Source organism: Wenzhouxiangella limi (assembly GCF_010499265.1).
GTDB classification, from domain to species: Bacteria; Pseudomonadota; Gammaproteobacteria; order Xanthomonadales; family Wenzhouxiangellaceae; genus Wenzhouxiangella; species Wenzhouxiangella limi.
The window spans coordinates 374,473-388,962 of the sequence record NZ_JAAGSC010000031.1 but is presented as its reverse complement, the minus strand read 5'-3'; the positions used below and the strand labels follow the sequence as shown (position 1 = coordinate 388,962).

The following is a 14,490-nucleotide window of genomic DNA, read 5'->3' as shown; positions in this document are numbered from 1 at the left end:
TTGATTCTCCTCTAGAAGACGCTAGTCAAACAACCCGGCGAATACGCACGGATGCATTGTTGAAGGCACTGCCGGTATGCGGGTCGATCCAGCCGGTCGTGAACCAGTGGGGGTTGACGCCCTTGCCCAGGGCCTCGAAGCCCTCGGTCTGCTGCAGGATCGGCTGGCGATTGCCACCCACGTACGAATAGGTATACAGGGTGCCCGGATGAATCCTCGGGGTCACTTTCATCGTGGCCGTGGCAACCCAGCCGGTATCCAGCCCTTCGAGCTCAACCTGGGCGCCATCAGTAATCTGCAGGCGCTCGGCGTCTTGCGGGTTGATCCAGACCGAGTTGTCGGCCAGGTACTGGGTCGAGAACGCCAGGCCGGCGACCGCCGATGAACCGGACGCGCTCTTGCCGTTGGTCATGTAGAACTCGCGGTTGCTCGACGGCAGGGTAAACGCAGGCGGATCGAACTGGCGGGCCAGTCCGGACTCGCGGTATCCCTGGCGCACCGGGTGGAAGGCATAGATTTCGAGCTTGCCGCTGGGCGAGGCAAACGACCGCTTGTAGGGCACGTTGCCGTACTCGATATCGCGGAAGGTGATGAAGCCTTCGCGCAGCAGCTCTTCTTTGACCTGCGCGGGGTTGCGCCCCCAGTTTTCGGCCAGGCCTTCGATGCGCTTGTCCTCGATCGCACCTAAATATTCTTGCTGGAACAGCTTGGGATCGTTGTAGAAACGATCTTCGTAGCCCAGCGCGCTGGCCCGGTCCGGGTAGAGGCGACGGACGATTTCAAAGGCGATCCACTCCATCGGCCGCACATCGGCGCCCGGCGGCGGTTCGGTCACGGCCTGCGCCATGGCGGCGGTGGGCGAGAACGTCCAGCCCACCCCGCGCAGCTTGCGGCGCTCGAGAAACATGTCGGCCGGCAGGACATAATCTGACCAGTCGCAGACTTCCTGATGAATGATGTCGGTGGTCACGACCAGGTCGAGATTTCGAAGCATCTCTTCGATCCGCTTGGTGTTGCTGTCGCGATGGAACAGCGTTGCATCGACCACGAACAGCCCGCGGATACGGTAAGGCGCGTTGTTGTCACCCAACACCGAATCGACGACGGCGTGGAAGGTGCCGTTGGTTTCCGGATACATCTGCTTGTCGATGGGCGTTCCTGGGGGCGGCAGCTGGAGTTCATAGCCGTGGCGGGTCTTGAGCGTGCCGTCGGAACCGCGGCTGAGCGAGCCGCCGGGCACGCCGTGGCCGGGCCGGAAGCACAGACCGCCGGGCTTGTCAAAGTTGCCCAGCAGGCCGTTGACCGTCATCAGCGCCATCACCGCGTCGGTGTCGTTGCCGTTGCGGGTGTTGTACCAAGTGTCTTCGACCACGCCCTGCATGCTGTGCAGGGTGCGAGCGATGCGTACGATGGTGGCCACCGGCACCTCGGTCATCTGCGCAACCTGCTGCGGGCTGTAGTCGGCCAGATGTTCGACCAGCAGGTCCCACGCCGTCCTGACGGCAACTTCGCTGCCGTCGGCCAGCGTGACGGCGCCTTCGTAGGACAGCACCGGCACCAGGCCTTCGGCGTCGTGATCGACGATGGCGGCGCCGTCGTAGACCTTGAACAGGTTTTCGTCGCCGTCTTCCTCCAGGTCGGCCTGGCTGAGCGGCTGACCGTCGACCTTGATCAGGTAGGGCAGGTTGGTATATCGCCGGACGAAGTTCTCATCAAAGCGGTTTTCGTCGATGAGAATCCGGGCCAGGCCGAGCATGAAGGCGGCATCGGTGGCCGGCTTGCAGGAAATCCACTCGGCGTCGCCGTAAGCCGTGTCGGGGTGGGCCGGGTTGAGGAAAGCTACCTTAGCGCCTTTTTCCTTGGCCTTGGCCAGGCGCCACTGGGCGCCGACCGGCGCGCTCAGGGTGCGTCCGGGCAGCAGCACGAAGCGGCAGTTGTCGTAATCCGGATCGACGGAGGCATGGTGGTGAAAGCCCGAGCCCATCATCCAGCGGCGGGCAACGACGCCAGCGGTGTTGCAGCTGCTGGCCTGGCTGATCAGGTTCGGCGTGTTCAGCATCTGGAACCAGGAGATCTCTTCAGACAGGTTGTGGCGGGTAAACGCCAGCGCCCGCTCACCGTCTTCGTCGATGATGGTTTCCATCCTGGCAGCGATTTCGTCGAAAGCCTGATCCCAGCTGATTTCCTCGAACTCGCCGGAACCGCGCTCGCCCACCCGTTTCAGGGGCTTTTTCAAACGCAGCGGGCTGTTCCAGGTCGACGGCGCGGTCGCGCCGCGGCCGCACATGCCGCGCTGGGGATGTTCGGGGTTCTGATTGCCGAAGATGACGAAATTCTTGCCGTCGGCCGGCGCGTCGGTCTTGACCAGACCGGTCAGGCCGCACTGGGCGCCGCACTGCAGGCACAGCGTGTGGCGAACCTCGTAGCCGGCCTGCTTGAGGCCTTCGATGTCGGCACCGTCGGGGCCAAAAAAGGTGGCTGCATCACCCCAGCCCTTGCTGACCAGCGCCGCGCCGATACCGGCTGCGGTCGCGCCACCAAGGAATGTTCTTCGCTTCATTCCCGTTCTTTCGATCGTAGTCATTCCGCCGTCTCCATAGTCTTGTCAAGGCGATCCGGTCAATTCCGGTGGCAGGTATCGGTTGATTAAGGCGATACCACGCTCGGGGCGTATAAGACCAAAGTTGGAGAACTAACGCATTGATGCACATCAATTAGAATTAGCTTAATCTAATATAAATACATGCAAGATGCATTTATTCGCGGTTGCGCTGTTTCAGTAAGAAGGGATAATCCGCGCCCGGCCGGAACCCAGGCGCGGTTGACTGCTCAGTAAGCGCCGGGCGGCCGCAGTTCGGGGGTGGGGACGCGGATCTGCAGGGGACCCGGCGCGTCGAGTTCTTCCTTGATGGCATGGCGCATCAGGTCGCGGAAGTCGGAGACGGCCATGAAGAACTCGCGCATGATCAGGATCCAGACCCGCATGCCGTAGCGGGTCAGCACCAGCTTGTCGCCTTCATCGCGCACCGCGCCCATGATCTTGAGCCCGAGAATTTCCGGCGCAAGCTTGCGGAAAAAGCCGGGATATTTCGCTTCGGCGACTTTCTTGTCCAGCGACAGGCCGAACAGGTTCATGAGCATGAAATAGCGCAGCCGGTCGCGCGGCGTCAGAGCCTGCTGGCGGCTGATGCCGAACTTGCCCGCCGCGATCTGACGGTTGTAGTGGTTGAGCGAAAAAGTGCTGGAGTAAAGCATCCCGTCCAGGTAGCTCAACGAACCCGAACCCAGCCCCAGATACTCTTCGTTCTCAATGACGTACTCGTCGGTGGTATCGCCTTTGTGATTAAAGCACCAGGCCGAAGACGGCGTGTAATTCGAGGGCAGGGCATCCAGGATCAGGCGGTACATGTGTCCCTCGCGGTTGAAATCAACCTCGCCCATCATCTTCAGCATCTTGCGCATCGTGCTCTCGGCGCTCATCAACGGATAGAAGGTGGTCTGGGTAATCTCGAGTTCGCGGGTGATCAGATCGACGTCGCGCAGCAGCGACTCATCGGTCTGATGCGGCAGGTTGAAGATCATGTCGGCGTTGAGGGTTTCGAAAAAGCCGTTGGCCCGTTCCAGGCCGGCCATCACGTTTTCCGCCGACCCGTATTTCTCGTACCGATCCATCTGCTTGAGCAGGTCGTTGTCCAGGCTCTGCACGCCCACCGACAGGCGCGTGACCCCGGCATCGCGCACGATCTGCATGGTCTCCGGCGTCAGGTCATCGGGGTTGGTCTCCACCGAGATGCTGTCGATCGGGCTGAGTTTGCGCACCAGCTCCAGCGTTTCGGCCAGTTCCCGGGGCATGACCGTTGGCGTGCCGCCACCGACGTAGATATCGCCAAAGCGGTAACCGGCTTCATGCGCCATGCGAATTTCCTGCCGCAGGCTATTGAAATACTTGACAGCCTTGTCTTCCTTGAAGCAGACGCGGTGGAAAGAACAAAACGGGCACAACACCACGCAGAACGGGATGTGCAGGTAGAGCATGTAGGTGCGCGATGTGTCCGGTGGCGGCAGCGTCTCGCTGGGTGTTAAGCCGTCGAACTTGGTCAGGCGTTTGCTGTTGTGACGGAAGCCTGCGGTCAGCACGCGATCCATGATGGTCATGAGGCAGTCCTGCTTGATGGAGAAAACCGAGGGGATTGTAACGATAATCAACGGTCGCGCCGTCAATCCCGCGCCAACGCGCCCACCGGCGACGATTGGGCTTGGTGTAACATTCCCGAAGTCCTCCGGCCTGACCGAACCCCGACGCCATGACTTCCGCGAAGCGCACGCCGTCCTACCTCCAGGCTCTTGTTCCGCTGATCGCGCTGATCGCCATGCTCGCGGCCTCGGTCTGGCTGTTCGGCGACAGTTCGTCTTACGGACCGAACCAGATCGCGCTGCTGATCGCGGCGGCCATCGGCAGCCTGATTGCCCTGACCAACGGTTACCACTGGGACGAGATCCAGGCCGGCATCGTCGAGGGCATTTCCATCGCCCTGGGTGCCATCCTGATCATTCTGATGGTCGGCGCCCTGATCGGGACCTGGCTGCTGGCCGGCGTCGTGCCGACGCTGATCTACTACGGCCTGGAGCTGCTCAACCCGGCCTGGTTCTATGCCGCCAGCTGCCTGATCTGCGCCATCGTATCGCTGTCTATCGGCAGCTCCTGGACCACCGCGGCCACCATTGGCGTGGCCCTGATCGGCGTGGCCGTGGGCCTGGATCAGTCGCTGCCCATCACCGCCGGTGCGGTGCTTTCAGGCGCTTATTTCGGCGACAAGATGTCGCCGCTGTCGGATACCACCAATCTGGCGCCGGCGGTGGCTGGCACGGAGCTGTTCGCACACATCCGCTACATGGCCTGGGTCTCTGTCCCAGCGCTCGCCATTTCCTTGCTCGCTTACCTGCTGATCGGGGGCGGGAGCGAAGTGCTGGCCGATGCCGGTGGGCTGGCGGCGATGCAGCAGCAGCTGGACGCGCTGTTCAATATCAACGTCTTCATGCTGGTGCCGCTGGTTGTGTTGTTCGGCCTGGCCGTGGCCAGGATGCCGGCGCTGCCAAGCATTTTCATCGGCGCCCTTCTGGGCGCGGTCTGGGCGCTGGTTTTTCAGCCGGATCGGGTCGCGGCCATGGCTCAAGGTGACGGACTGCTGGCGGCCGTCGAAGTGGCGTGGCTGACCCTGGCCGACGGCACGGAAATCAGCAGCGGCGACGCCGACCTCGACCGCCTGCTCAGCGGCGGCGGCATGTCGAGCATGCTCAACACCGTCTGGCTGGCGCTGTGTGCCATGACCTTCGGCGCGGTGATGGAAAGCACCGGGCTGCTGCGCAAGCTGCTTGCCGGTATCGCCGGAATGGTCCAGAGCACCACCTCGCTGGTGACCACCACCATCCTGACTGCGTTCGGCACCAACGTGATGACGGCCGATCAGTACATGGCCATTGTCCTGCCGGGCCGGATGTTTCGGGCCGAATTCCGCCACCGCGGACTTGATCCGCGGGTGCTGTCGCGGTCTCTGGAAGGCGGTGGGACGATTACTTCCCCCCTGGTTCCGTGGAACACCTGCGCGGTCTACATGTTCGGCGTGCTGGGGGTCAGCCCGCTGCAGTATGCGCCCTACGCGTTCTTCTTGCTGCTGGTGCCGCTGATCGGCATCCTTTACGCGGCGCTGGACTTCAAGATTCTGCGGCTTGATCCGGCGCGCTGAGCGGGCAGGAAAATTCGAAATCCAGCTCGATCCCGTTGCGGTATTCTTCCAGCGCCGCCAGGCTGGTCGAGCGCAATCGCGTCGTGCCGCTGGCCGAGGTTTCCGATCCGCTGACCTGGCCCATCTCGGGCAGGATCCGCAGCGTGGTGTAGCGGTAGATTTCCTCTTCGGGCGTGACCTGGACCAGCTCGACGCTATCGGCCTGCTCAAAGTCGACTTCGGAAACGCGATCGGCCTCGTCGCCCCAGAACCCGACGGTGAGTTCGAAGCCGTGGCCCTGGGCCTGTAGCTTGTAGAAAGGCGCCTCGAAATCGCACTGCACGCGATGAATGGGTCGCTGCAGGTGATCGTCCCAGGACGCCGTACCGACCACGGTGTCCGGGAGCCCAGCTGTTTCCGCGGCGCCGGCACTGCCTGTCTCGGGCTCGTCCGAACAGGCCGCGGTCAGGCCGGCAATCGCCATCACTGCCACCCGCGCATAGAATGTTGGCTTGATCATCGTAGTCCTCGCTGGCTGCGACTTGAACAATGTGCAAATGATCGCATACGGCCGTCGAGAGGCCTCCACGCAGCGGCATAATCAAAAGGCGGCAGCCGGCCGGGTCGGGCAGGCTGCCGCCACCTTCACGAGCGTTGCGGGCGAGAGCGTCAGGAATTGCCGTCGGGACGATGCTTGCCGCGCCCGCCACCGCGCTCGTCCATCCGATCCCGGCGGCCTCCGCGCCGGCCCTGTGCGCCACGCTGGGCCATGGCGTCAAACTTCTGCGCCTGCTCATCGTCCAGCAAAGCACGAATCTCTTCGCGCAGCATCACGCGAGCCTGGCGACGCTCGGCCCGGTTTTCGCGACCCTGCTCGCGCTTGTCCCGGCGATGGGCCTGGTACAGCGCCTGAATTTCGGTCTCCTGCTCGGTCGTCAGAGACAGGCGCTCCGACAAACGGGGCACGGGGTCGGGATGGCCCTGGGCCAGCGCGTTGCTGGTGATCGCCAGGCTGCCGACCAGGGCCAAGGCCAGGGTCAGCTTGCTTAGTACGGGGGTCTGGGTCTTCATGGTCGGCTCCTTGAGAAATGGTTTAAATCTCGCTTCTGACAATGCGAAGCTCGGGGACCATTCTGCGACCGGGTCGCGTAACAAGGGGTGGCGCTATGCCACGTTTTGTCAGGAAACGTTACGCGGCTTCAGGCGGGCAGGGCGAGCGTGACGCTAAGCCCGCCCGCGGGGCGATTTTCCGCACGAATCGTCCCGCCGTGGCGCTCGACGGCGGTCCTGGCGATGGCCAGACCCACGCCGCCGCCCGCGCCGGTTTCGCTGCGCTCGATCGAAAGGCGCACGAACGGCTCGAAAATCGCTTCCAGCTGGTCGGCGGCGACGCCGGGGCCCTCGTCGCTGATCGTGACTTCGACCATGCCGGGGTCGCCTGCGCGCGCGCAGGCCCGGACCTGGATCTCTCCGCCTGCCGGCGAGTGGGTAACCGCGTTTCGCAATACGTTTTCCAGCGCCCGCCTCAGCCACTCCGGGTCGGCCGATAGCGCAAGACGGTCGGGCAAGTCGGCCTGGAGATGAACGCCGGCAGCATCGGCTTCCAGGCCAATCGAGTCGATCAAATCGCCCAGCATCTCCGACAGATCCATGGGCTGGTAGGCCAGCTGCGCCTGATCGCGAACCCTGGAAACGCTCAGAATCTGGCCGATCAGCTCATCCAGGCGCTGGATTTCCAGGGCCGTGCGGTCCAGGTGGCGCTGGCGGTCCTCAGGCGTTCGCGCTTGCTCGACCAGCGTCAGCGCCATCTGCAGGCGCGTTAACGGCGAGCGCAGTTCGTGCGAGACATCGCGCAACAGCTGCTGCTGGCCGGCGACCAGGCGCTCAAGCCGGGCCGCCATGTCATCGAAATCCCGGCCGAGGTCGCCGAGCTCGTCGCCGCGCTGGATCAATGTCCTGTCGACCCGCGTCGTCAGACGACCCTGGCCCAGCGCCTGACCGGCGCGGCGCAAAGCGCGGATCGGTTGGGTCACGCTGCGCGCCAGAAACAGGCACGCGATACCGCTGATCACCGCGGCCACGGCCAACACACCCCAGGGCCCCAGCGGACCGACCAGACGCAGCACCAGTGGCCGGGCAGGGGGCACAAGCAGCACCAGAAACTCGCCATGCCGGGGATGACTGATTACCTGCGCCCCCGGCAACGGCGCCTCCAGGGCTCGTCCCGACAGCCAGTTACTGACCACAGCGCGCGCCCTGGTCGGCACGCGCCGCCCCAGCAGCTCAGATCCAGTATCGTCGATGACCAGCACGGTGATGCGACGGTGACGTTGCTGATCTCCTCGGGCCCAGCGCGCCAGCGCCGCGGGGCCGCCGCGATCCAGTACCGCCTGGGCCCGCCCACCCATGCCCTCGGCAAAACGCTGAGCCCGCTGACCCATTTCGGCGGCCGCGTCCTGGTCTCGCTGAAGCTGCAGGTTGACCAGCACCACCGCGCTCAACGTCAGGACGATCACCAGCCAGAAGCCCAGAAAAATGCGCAGGTACAGCGGCATCAGCCAGGCCCACTGGTGAGCAGGTAGCCACGGCCGCGAACGGCCTGAATCCGGATCCGTTCGCGCACGCTGGCCGGGAGCTTGGCGCGCAGGCGACTGACGTGGGTGTCTATGCTCCGGTCCATGGCATGCAGTTCCCGGCCCAGCGCGTGCCGCGCCAGTTCGTCCTTGCCGAGGACTTCGCCGGGTCGCTTCATCAAGGCCTCCAGCAGTGAAAATTCGGCCCCGGTGAGGGCGAGCGGTTCTCCATCCACGCTCACGCGCCGCTCGGCGCTGTTCAAGCGCAAACCATGCAGCTCGACCCAGGGCGCGTCGCCGCTGTCGCGGACGCGACGGGTCAGCGCCCGCAGTCTGGCCCCCAGCTCGCGCGGGTTGAACGGCTTCGGCAGGTAATCGTCGGCGCCGAGCTCCAGCCCCACGATGCGGTCGGTGTCGTCACCGCGCGCGGTCAGCATGATCACCGGCAGCTCGCTCTTGGCGCGCAGGGCGCGCAGCACGTCAAGCCCGTTCATGCCCGGAAGCATGATGTCCAGGATCAGCACATCGAAGCGATCGGAAAGCGCAGCGTCAAGCCCGTCCGGCCCGCGGGCTGCGGTTTCGACCTGCCAGCCATCGGCGCTGAGGTACTCGACCAGCATGGCGGCCAATTCTCGATCATCGTCGACAAGCAGGACACGGCGACAGGGCATGGGCCAAGCATAGCCCGCGGATCCGGCCAGGGCCACTAGACGAACAAATAAAAATGGAAGCCCCATAAGCTTCTAACCCTCTGATTATTGGTAGGCTCGCCAACTTAAAATGGCAACATACGCAAGCGTATGTTCTTATAAAGCCCGGGCTTTTCGCGAAACCAAGCAAAAATCGCAACAAATCGTGCGTTTCCAAGAAAACGAGGAAACTATTCGTCGGGCAACCGACTTAGCTAATGCCCCATACCGTCACATACTTCAACGCTGGACACGCCCCGGCGGAGGCCTACCAGTGTAGAGAGTGGAATTCATTTTGCGGAGGATTAACGTGATTCTCTCAAGTTGACTTGATGTATCCAATCGGATACGATTGGCTTGTGTATCAGATTCGCCAGACCGACGTCTTCGACAAGTGGCTGAATCGATTACGCGATAGACGTGCGAAGGCGCGAATTATCGCCCGCCTCGATTCAGCCAGACTTGGCAATCTCGGGGACTGCAAATCGGTCGGACCCGCAATCCGGGAGATGAGAATTCATTTCGGACCCGGCTACCGGGTGTATTTTTCAAGAAGAAAGAATGTCGTGCTCCTGTTGCTATGTGGCGGATCGAAAACCACGCAGCGTCGTGATATTGAGCGCGCCAAGAAGCTATTGGATGAGATTGAGGAATGAACCTATGACAAAGGTCACTGACTTTGACCCCAGTGTTTATCTCGATGACGAATTGACAATTGCGGAGTACCTGACGGCGGCCCTTGAAGATGAGAATCCGGATGTCTTTCTTTCTGCGGTTGGCAATGTCGCAAAGGCTCGCGGCATGACCCAAATCGCCGAACAGACAGGGCTTGGCAGAGAAAGTCTTTACAAAGCAATGGCACCCGGTGCCAAGCCGAGATACGACACCGTTTTGCGCGTGCTGAACAGCTTGGGCGTGAAAGTAAGCCTCTCACCGGTTCAATAAGTTTGAGCTGGATGGTGACAGTTCACTTCCTGCTTGTTTCTCGCGCCCAGGAGATCGTTCTGAAGCGCTTCGATGCGGTCGAGGATTCGCTTAACGTCTTTCTTTGGGCTGGCCCGCAGGTCCTTGGCGACCGACAGCTTGGCGATGGAAAAGCTAAGCGAAAAAAGCGCCGAACCAGGCACTTGATTCTCACCCCAGAGTTCGATCGCGTCTCGGCGTGTTGATTTGCACCGATAGTTGATCCCTCGGGGGTCACTTTTGGGTGCAAATCAACAAGTACGGGCTGTTGGGTGCGAATAGGCCGTGGAAGCGGGTTAAGTTGAGACGCGGCGGCGGCACAAGCGCCGCCAGCCGAGCGATGAAATCCAGTAGCTCGAAGATCACGTCGGTCGTTCCGTGGCGGTACGGGGTTTTCAGTGTGTAGCCGATGTCGCCGCGTGCCGTCAGGAACAGGCGCTTTTCCGACACGGGAGGACGGCAGATGTATCCGCACAGTCGCTCGAGTTTGTCGCGCTGGCAGGCTTTGACCGCCACACCGGCGTGCAAGGAGAACCCCGCCACGTTGCCGGGGCCGCCAGTTGCCCAGTCCTGCTTATCGAAAGTCGGTAGAGTCTGGAGGGTGAATACCTTGCGGCCGCGGTGTGGGCCGATGGCAATGCGGTAGGTGATGGAGTGGCCGACCAGATCGGTCACGCGCAACGGCATTCCGGCTTCGCTTCATTACGCTGGCGCGGAAAGTCGCAAAGCCTCCATTGCCTGCGCTGGGTCCTCTTCGTCCAGCACATCGCTAAAGTCAAGCTGCTCGATGTCGCGCTCCAGTAAGCCTTCGCGTTCCAGCATCCGCCCCACCCGGCGGGCGGTGGTGTGGGCCAGTTGCGTCAACTGGGCCGACGTCGGTTCGCGTACCCAATGGAATCGGGCTCGGTTGTCGTGGGGCGAATCCACCACGTAGACCCCATCGAGAAACAGCATGTGGAGCCGAAGCGCGTCGCCGGGCGGCGCGTTTCGTTAGCGTGTTGTTTCGTGGACCGGGAAGGCGATCCGGCTGCCGGCGACCAATCGACCCTGTCATTGCGCGTTCGATCGGAGCCATTCCGCGACCGCCTTCAGCGCTACCGGCGAGATCGTCTGTTCGATCGTCGCGTATTCGCTCGGCGCGCCGCTTTCGGCCTCCTGGAAGAAATGGTTCAGTCCGCCAAGCGTGCGGACATCGCCACGATCCCCCAGCGCATCGCGCAAGGCTTCTGCCGCGCCGGCGACATCCACCTGTTGGTCCTTGCTGCCGTATAGCGCCAGCACCGGGATGCCGGCTGACCGTAGTGCGGGTCGCGGGTCGAAGCTCAGCGTGAATTGCGTCTGCGGTTGGCCCAGCGCCTGCACCAGTTGGTTGACGATCAGGCTTTCGTTGCCGCCGAACGCCGCGAGCTGGTCTTCGGCCAGGCTGGCCAGCAGTTGCTCGGCTGCAGCACGCATGGCCGGTTCGGGATTCGCGCCGGGCTCGAGCCGCAGGGAAGCCTCGGCTACTGCAAGCTGAAGAGCAGCGATGGGGGATTGCGCAGCCTGGGCGTTCAGTCCCGCGATGCCGGGTAGGGCCGGCGCGCCGAGCAGCACCAGCGCATCGGCCGCCTGTTGGTTTTCGATGGCCAGTGCGCTGAGCCTCCCGCCCTCGGAGTGGGCAATGATTCCGACCTGCCCTCGGTCCACCGAGTCGTGGCCGCGCAGGAAATCGGCCGCAGCGGCGATATCGCCGGCCAGCTGCCCGGCGGTGGCCGTCGCGAAATCTCCTTCCGATTCCCCCACGCCGCGCTCGTCGAACCGAAGCACCGCAAAGCCGGCGCGGGTCAGGTGGTCAGCCATTACCAGCAACCAACGGTGATTCATGAACGTCCCGTCGCGGTCCTGCGGCCCGGCGCCGGAAACCAGCACGACTCCCGCGTGCCGACCGTCGTCACCGGGCAGCGTAACCGTCCCGGCCAAAGTCGTGCCGAGGTTCGAAAACCTGACGGACTCCGAACGGTAAGGCAGCGGCGGCTTCGGTTCCTGCGGCCGAACCGGGCCGGCTTCACCCCGTTCCGCGCGCTTGAGCACCATCGGGAAGGACTGTCCGGCCTGGCTGAATCGACCTTCAACGCGTTCTTCTGCAGCCGTCCACCGGCCCCGGAAGCGTGCGTCGCCCGCCATCGGCATCGTAATCATGATCGAATCGCCAGAGATCTCGACCGATTGCAGCGGCAGGCCCGAGGCGCCCTGGGCGGGCACGTCCATGCTTCCGGCCCATGCGCCGTCGGCATCCATTTCGAGGCGATAGACGATTTCCAGCTCTTGTTCGCCGGCCTGCAGCGTCCCTCGCCAGTAACCGGCAGGCCAATCGGCCGGCGTTTCGGCACCCAGCGCGGCCGCACCGAGAACGAGGAGCAAGGTGATGTTCATTCGGAAAAGCGCATTCATGTGTGGATCTCCATTGGTCAAGGAAAAGAATTGGTGCGAGCTGAGCGGGAGCGCTTCGGATGACGGTTTCGGGTTGAAATCAGGTCAAGCGGGCTCACGGGGGCGGCGAGTGCCGGCCCTGCCGTTCATGAATTGGTGGTCGCGCTCAAGCGGTTATGCCGGAACGTTGAACCGGCCTCAGGCCTCGTCGTTCAGGACGAAGATTTCCTCCAGCGGCACCTTGAAGTAGCGCGCGATCTTCAGCGCAATGATCGTCGACGGCACGAATCGACCGACTTCGATGGTGCTGATGGTCTTTCGCGAGACGCCGATCGCGTCGGCCAGTTCGGCCTGGCTCAGCCGGTGCTCGGCGCGGAACACCCGAATCCTGTTGTCCAGTCGCTCACTCATCGCTGCTCGACCGGGTGTAAAACAGGAAAAAGATGCTGAACAGCAGCAGCATCAGGGCCAGCACGGCCTTGATGGTGATCTCCAGCGGCATGGACGGAAGCCGTTCCAGCACCAGGTTGTCCAGCGCTTGTAGCAGCACGAGCACCAGGAAGCTCACCATCCAGGAATTGGCCATGGCTTTGCGGAAAGCGGTTTGCAGAAAGCCGTCTTCGACCAGATGCTGACGGCGCTGGCTCGCGCTCATCGGCCGAATCTTCGCAAAGAACAGCAACGCCATCAACCCGAGAATGGCGATTCCCAGTACCTTGACTGCGATATCGATCACCGAGGCAATCGATTCGCTTACGAAGAACTCGGCGACCGACAGGCAGAACACCAGTGCAATGGCAAACATCGAGTAGGCCACCAGTTGAACGGTGCGATCGGCGAGTTCTGCTGGCGAGGTGGGGCTTCGTGCATTCATGCGATTTCTCCGGAGGGGCCGTAATTCAAGGGTTCCAAAAAGGTTACTAAGAGTTACTAAATGATACCTTTAGGTTATATTTTGCCAGAGATTCCGGATTTGTCAACCCCGGCGATCCGACGTGCCGGACCCGCTGGAGAACCCGATCCAACACCCGCTCCCGGTCGCGAGTCGCGGTCGGGCTAGACTTTCCCGGTTGATGGAAGAGCGCGCGGCCGTTCGATGCGAACCGGGCGACCGGACCTTCTGATCGGCTCGACGACCGGGAAGAACAAGCCAAGATGATCGGGACACCGTTTTTCGAAACCGCAACCCGAGTGATGCTGTGCGGCGGCGGTGAGCTGGGCAAGGAAGTCGTGATCGAGCTCAAGCGGCTGGGCTGCGAGGTGATCGTGCTCGACCGCTACGAACAGGCCCCGGCAATGCAGGTGGCCGATCGGAGCCACGTGATCTCAATGCTCGACGGCGAAGCGCTGAAAGAGATTGCACACCGCGAGAGGCCGGCGTTCATCGTGCCGGAGATCGAGGCGATCGCGACCGACGCGCTCGTCGAACTTGAAGCGCAGGGCTTCAACGTCGTGCCCACGGCCCGGGCAGCTGACGATGAACCGCGAAGGCATCCGTCGGCCGGCGGCCGAGGATCTGGAGCTGCCGACCTCGAACTACGAGTTCGCCGACACCTGGGAGTCTTTCCAACTTACAGCCCACAAGATCGGCTTCCCCAACATCGTCAAGCCGATCATGAGTTCATCGGGTAAGGGCCAGTCGCTGCTGCGGGGCGAGGACGATCTCGAGGCCGCGTGGCGTTACGCGCAGGAGGGCGGCAGGGCAGGGCAAGGTCATCGTCGAGTCGCTGATCGAATTCGACTATGAGATCACGCTGCTCACGGTCCGCCACGTCGGCGGTACGTCGTTCTGCGAGCCGATCTGGCACCGGCAGGAAGACGGTGACTACCGGGAGTCCTGGCAACCCCAGCCCATGAGCGAAGCTGGGCTGGCCCGCTCGCGCGAGATCGCCTCGAAAATCACCGGGGCGCTCGGCGGTCTCGGGCTGTTCGGCGTCGAGTTGTTCGTCAAGGGCACGAGGTCTGGTTCAGCGAAGTCTCGCCGCGCCCGCACGATACCGGGATGGTCACGCTGATCTCGCAGCCGCTGACGGAATTCGCGCTGCACGTACGCGCTTTCCGCGGTCTGCCCCTGGGCGGAACCGGGCCGGAGATCGGGTCATACGGTCCAGCGGCTTCCGTTGCGCGCAGCGG

General features: G+C 62.9%; 14 protein-coding genes and 2 pseudogenes. 4 read left to right on the top strand and 12 right to left on the bottom strand.

Features of this window, described 5'->3' with window-relative positions:
- Positions 1 to 25 precede the first annotated feature (25 nt).
- On the bottom strand, positions 26 to 2,560 hold the full coding sequence (locus G3I74_RS03450; protein WP_164210164.1) for a molybdopterin-containing oxidoreductase family protein: 2,535 nt from the start codon (positions 2,558 to 2,560) through the stop codon (positions 26 to 28).
- Between the two features lie 269 nt (positions 2,561 to 2,829).
- Positions 2,830 to 4,155: a coproporphyrinogen III oxidase family protein gene (locus G3I74_RS03445; RefSeq protein WP_164210163.1), complete on the bottom strand. Its 1,326-nt coding sequence runs from the start codon at positions 4,153 to 4,155 to the stop codon at positions 2,830 to 2,832.
- A gap of 149 nt (positions 4,156 to 4,304) precedes the next feature.
- Between G3I74_RS03445 and nhaC the strand changes: the two genes are divergently transcribed.
- Positions 4,305 to 5,744 carry a Na+/H+ antiporter NhaC gene (nhaC, locus tag G3I74_RS03440; protein ID WP_164210162.1) on the top strand — a complete coding sequence of 480 codons (1,440 nt, stop codon included), beginning with the start codon at positions 4,305 to 4,307 and terminating at the stop codon, positions 5,742 to 5,744.
- Here nhaC and G3I74_RS03435 read toward each other — a convergent pair.
- The 4 genes from G3I74_RS03435 to G3I74_RS03420 all read right to left on the bottom strand — a co-directional run bounded on the left by G3I74_RS03435 (position 5,713) and on the right by G3I74_RS03420 (position 8,967).
- A complete protein-coding gene (locus tag G3I74_RS03435) occupies positions 5,713 to 6,243 on the bottom strand; it encodes a hypothetical protein (protein WP_164210161.1) in 531 nt (176 codons plus the stop codon). The genes nhaC and G3I74_RS03435 overlap by 32 nt on opposite strands.
- Before the next feature lie 149 nt (positions 6,244 to 6,392).
- Positions 6,393 to 6,794, bottom strand: coding sequence for a periplasmic heavy metal sensor (locus tag G3I74_RS03430; protein WP_164210160.1), 402 nt, complete (start codon positions 6,792 to 6,794; stop codon positions 6,393 to 6,395).
- Positions 6,795 to 6,922: 128 nt separating this feature from the next.
- Positions 6,923 to 8,278 carry a HAMP domain-containing sensor histidine kinase gene (locus G3I74_RS03425; protein WP_164210159.1) on the bottom strand — a complete coding sequence of 452 codons (1,356 nt, stop codon included), beginning with the start codon at positions 8,276 to 8,278 and terminating at the stop codon, positions 6,923 to 6,925.
- A complete protein-coding gene (locus G3I74_RS03420) occupies positions 8,278 to 8,967 on the bottom strand; it encodes a response regulator transcription factor (protein ID WP_164210158.1) in 690 nt (229 codons plus the stop codon). The genes G3I74_RS03425 and G3I74_RS03420 overlap by 1 nt, the downstream gene beginning before the upstream one ends.
- Before the next feature lie 377 nt (positions 8,968 to 9,344).
- Here G3I74_RS03420 and G3I74_RS03415 point away from each other — a divergent pair, with 377 nt between their 5' ends.
- Positions 9,345 to 9,641, top strand: a complete 297-nt coding sequence (locus tag G3I74_RS03415; RefSeq protein WP_164210157.1) for a type II toxin-antitoxin system RelE/ParE family toxin — start codon at positions 9,345 to 9,347, stop codon at positions 9,639 to 9,641.
- Between the two features lie 4 nt (positions 9,642 to 9,645).
- The gene (locus G3I74_RS03410) at positions 9,646 to 9,930 is read left to right on the top strand and encodes an addiction module antidote protein (protein ID WP_164210156.1); all 285 of its coding nucleotides are present in this window, start codon (positions 9,646 to 9,648) and stop codon (positions 9,928 to 9,930) included.
- On the opposite strand, the gene G3I74_RS03405 is transcribed toward G3I74_RS03410, so the two are convergent.
- The 6 genes and pseudogenes from G3I74_RS03405 to G3I74_RS03380 all read right to left on the bottom strand — a co-directional run bounded on the left by G3I74_RS03405 (position 9,924) and on the right by G3I74_RS03380 (position 13,231).
- Positions 9,924 to 10,112, bottom strand: a complete 189-nt coding sequence (locus G3I74_RS03405) for a type II toxin-antitoxin system RelE family toxin (protein ID WP_164210155.1) — start codon at positions 10,110 to 10,112, stop codon at positions 9,924 to 9,926. The genes G3I74_RS03410 and G3I74_RS03405 overlap by 7 nt on opposite strands.
- A gap of 100 nt (positions 10,113 to 10,212) precedes the next feature.
- A pseudogene (locus G3I74_RS16390) lies at positions 10,213 to 10,602 on the bottom strand (transposase); the annotation flags it as partial.
- A 48-nt stretch (positions 10,603 to 10,650) separates the two neighbouring features.
- Positions 10,651 to 10,902 (bottom strand): transposase, encoded by a 252-nt coding sequence (locus G3I74_RS16385; RefSeq protein WP_164210154.1) that lies wholly within the window; start codon positions 10,900 to 10,902, stop codon positions 10,651 to 10,653.
- A 96-nt stretch (positions 10,903 to 10,998) separates the two neighbouring features.
- Positions 10,999 to 12,378, bottom strand: coding sequence for an alpha/beta hydrolase family protein (locus G3I74_RS03390; protein ID WP_164210153.1), 1,380 nt, complete (start codon positions 12,376 to 12,378; stop codon positions 10,999 to 11,001).
- A gap of 177 nt (positions 12,379 to 12,555) precedes the next feature.
- Positions 12,556 to 12,768, bottom strand: a complete 213-nt coding sequence (locus G3I74_RS03385; RefSeq protein WP_164210152.1) for a helix-turn-helix transcriptional regulator — start codon at positions 12,766 to 12,768, stop codon at positions 12,556 to 12,558.
- Complete coding sequence (locus G3I74_RS03380; RefSeq protein ID WP_164210151.1) at positions 12,761 to 13,231, bottom strand: hypothetical protein; 471 nt, start codon at positions 13,229 to 13,231, stop codon at positions 12,761 to 12,763. Before G3I74_RS03380 ends, G3I74_RS03385 begins: the two co-directional genes overlap by 8 nt.
- A 281-nt stretch (positions 13,232 to 13,512) precedes the next feature.
- On the opposite strand from G3I74_RS03380, the pseudogene purT reads away from it, so the two are divergent.
- Positions 13,513 to 14,476: pseudogene (gene purT / locus G3I74_RS03375) on the top strand (formate-dependent phosphoribosylglycinamide formyltransferase); the annotation flags it as partial.
- Positions 14,477 to 14,490 lie beyond the last annotated feature (14 nt).

Coding starts and splice junctions, on each gene's coding strand:
- G3I74_RS03450 (WP_164210164.1), bottom strand. CDS start 2,560: ATGAAGCGAAGAACATTCCTTGGTGGCGCGACCGCAGCCGGTATCGGC.
- G3I74_RS03445 (WP_164210163.1), bottom strand. CDS start 4,155: ATGACCATCATGGATCGCGTGCTGACCGCAGGCTTCCGTCACAACAGC.
- nhaC (WP_164210162.1), top strand. CDS start 4,305: ATGACTTCCGCGAAGCGCACGCCGTCCTACCTCCAGGCTCTTGTTCCG.
- G3I74_RS03435 (WP_164210161.1), bottom strand. CDS start 6,243: ATGATCAAGCCAACATTCTATGCGCGGGTGGCAGTGATGGCGATTGCC.
- G3I74_RS03430 (WP_164210160.1), bottom strand. CDS start 6,794: ATGAAGACCCAGACCCCCGTACTAAGCAAGCTGACCCTGGCCTTGGCC.
- G3I74_RS03425 (WP_164210159.1), bottom strand. CDS start 8,278: ATGCCGCTGTACCTGCGCATTTTTCTGGGCTTCTGGCTGGTGATCGTC.
- G3I74_RS03420 (WP_164210158.1), bottom strand. CDS start 8,967: ATGCCCTGTCGCCGTGTCCTGCTTGTCGACGATGATCGAGAATTGGCC.
- G3I74_RS03410 (WP_164210156.1), top strand. CDS start 9,646: ATGACAAAGGTCACTGACTTTGACCCCAGTGTTTATCTCGATGACGAA.
- G3I74_RS16385 (WP_164210154.1), bottom strand. CDS start 10,902: ATGCTGTTTCTCGATGGGGTCTACGTGGTGGATTCGCCCCACGACAAC.
- G3I74_RS03390 (WP_164210153.1), bottom strand. CDS start 12,378: ATGAATGCGCTTTTCCGAATGAACATCACCTTGCTCCTCGTTCTCGGT.
- G3I74_RS03385 (WP_164210152.1), bottom strand. CDS start 12,768: ATGAGTGAGCGACTGGACAACAGGATTCGGGTGTTCCGCGCCGAGCAC.
- G3I74_RS03380 (WP_164210151.1), bottom strand. CDS start 13,231: ATGAATGCACGAAGCCCCACCTCGCCAGCAGAACTCGCCGATCGCACC.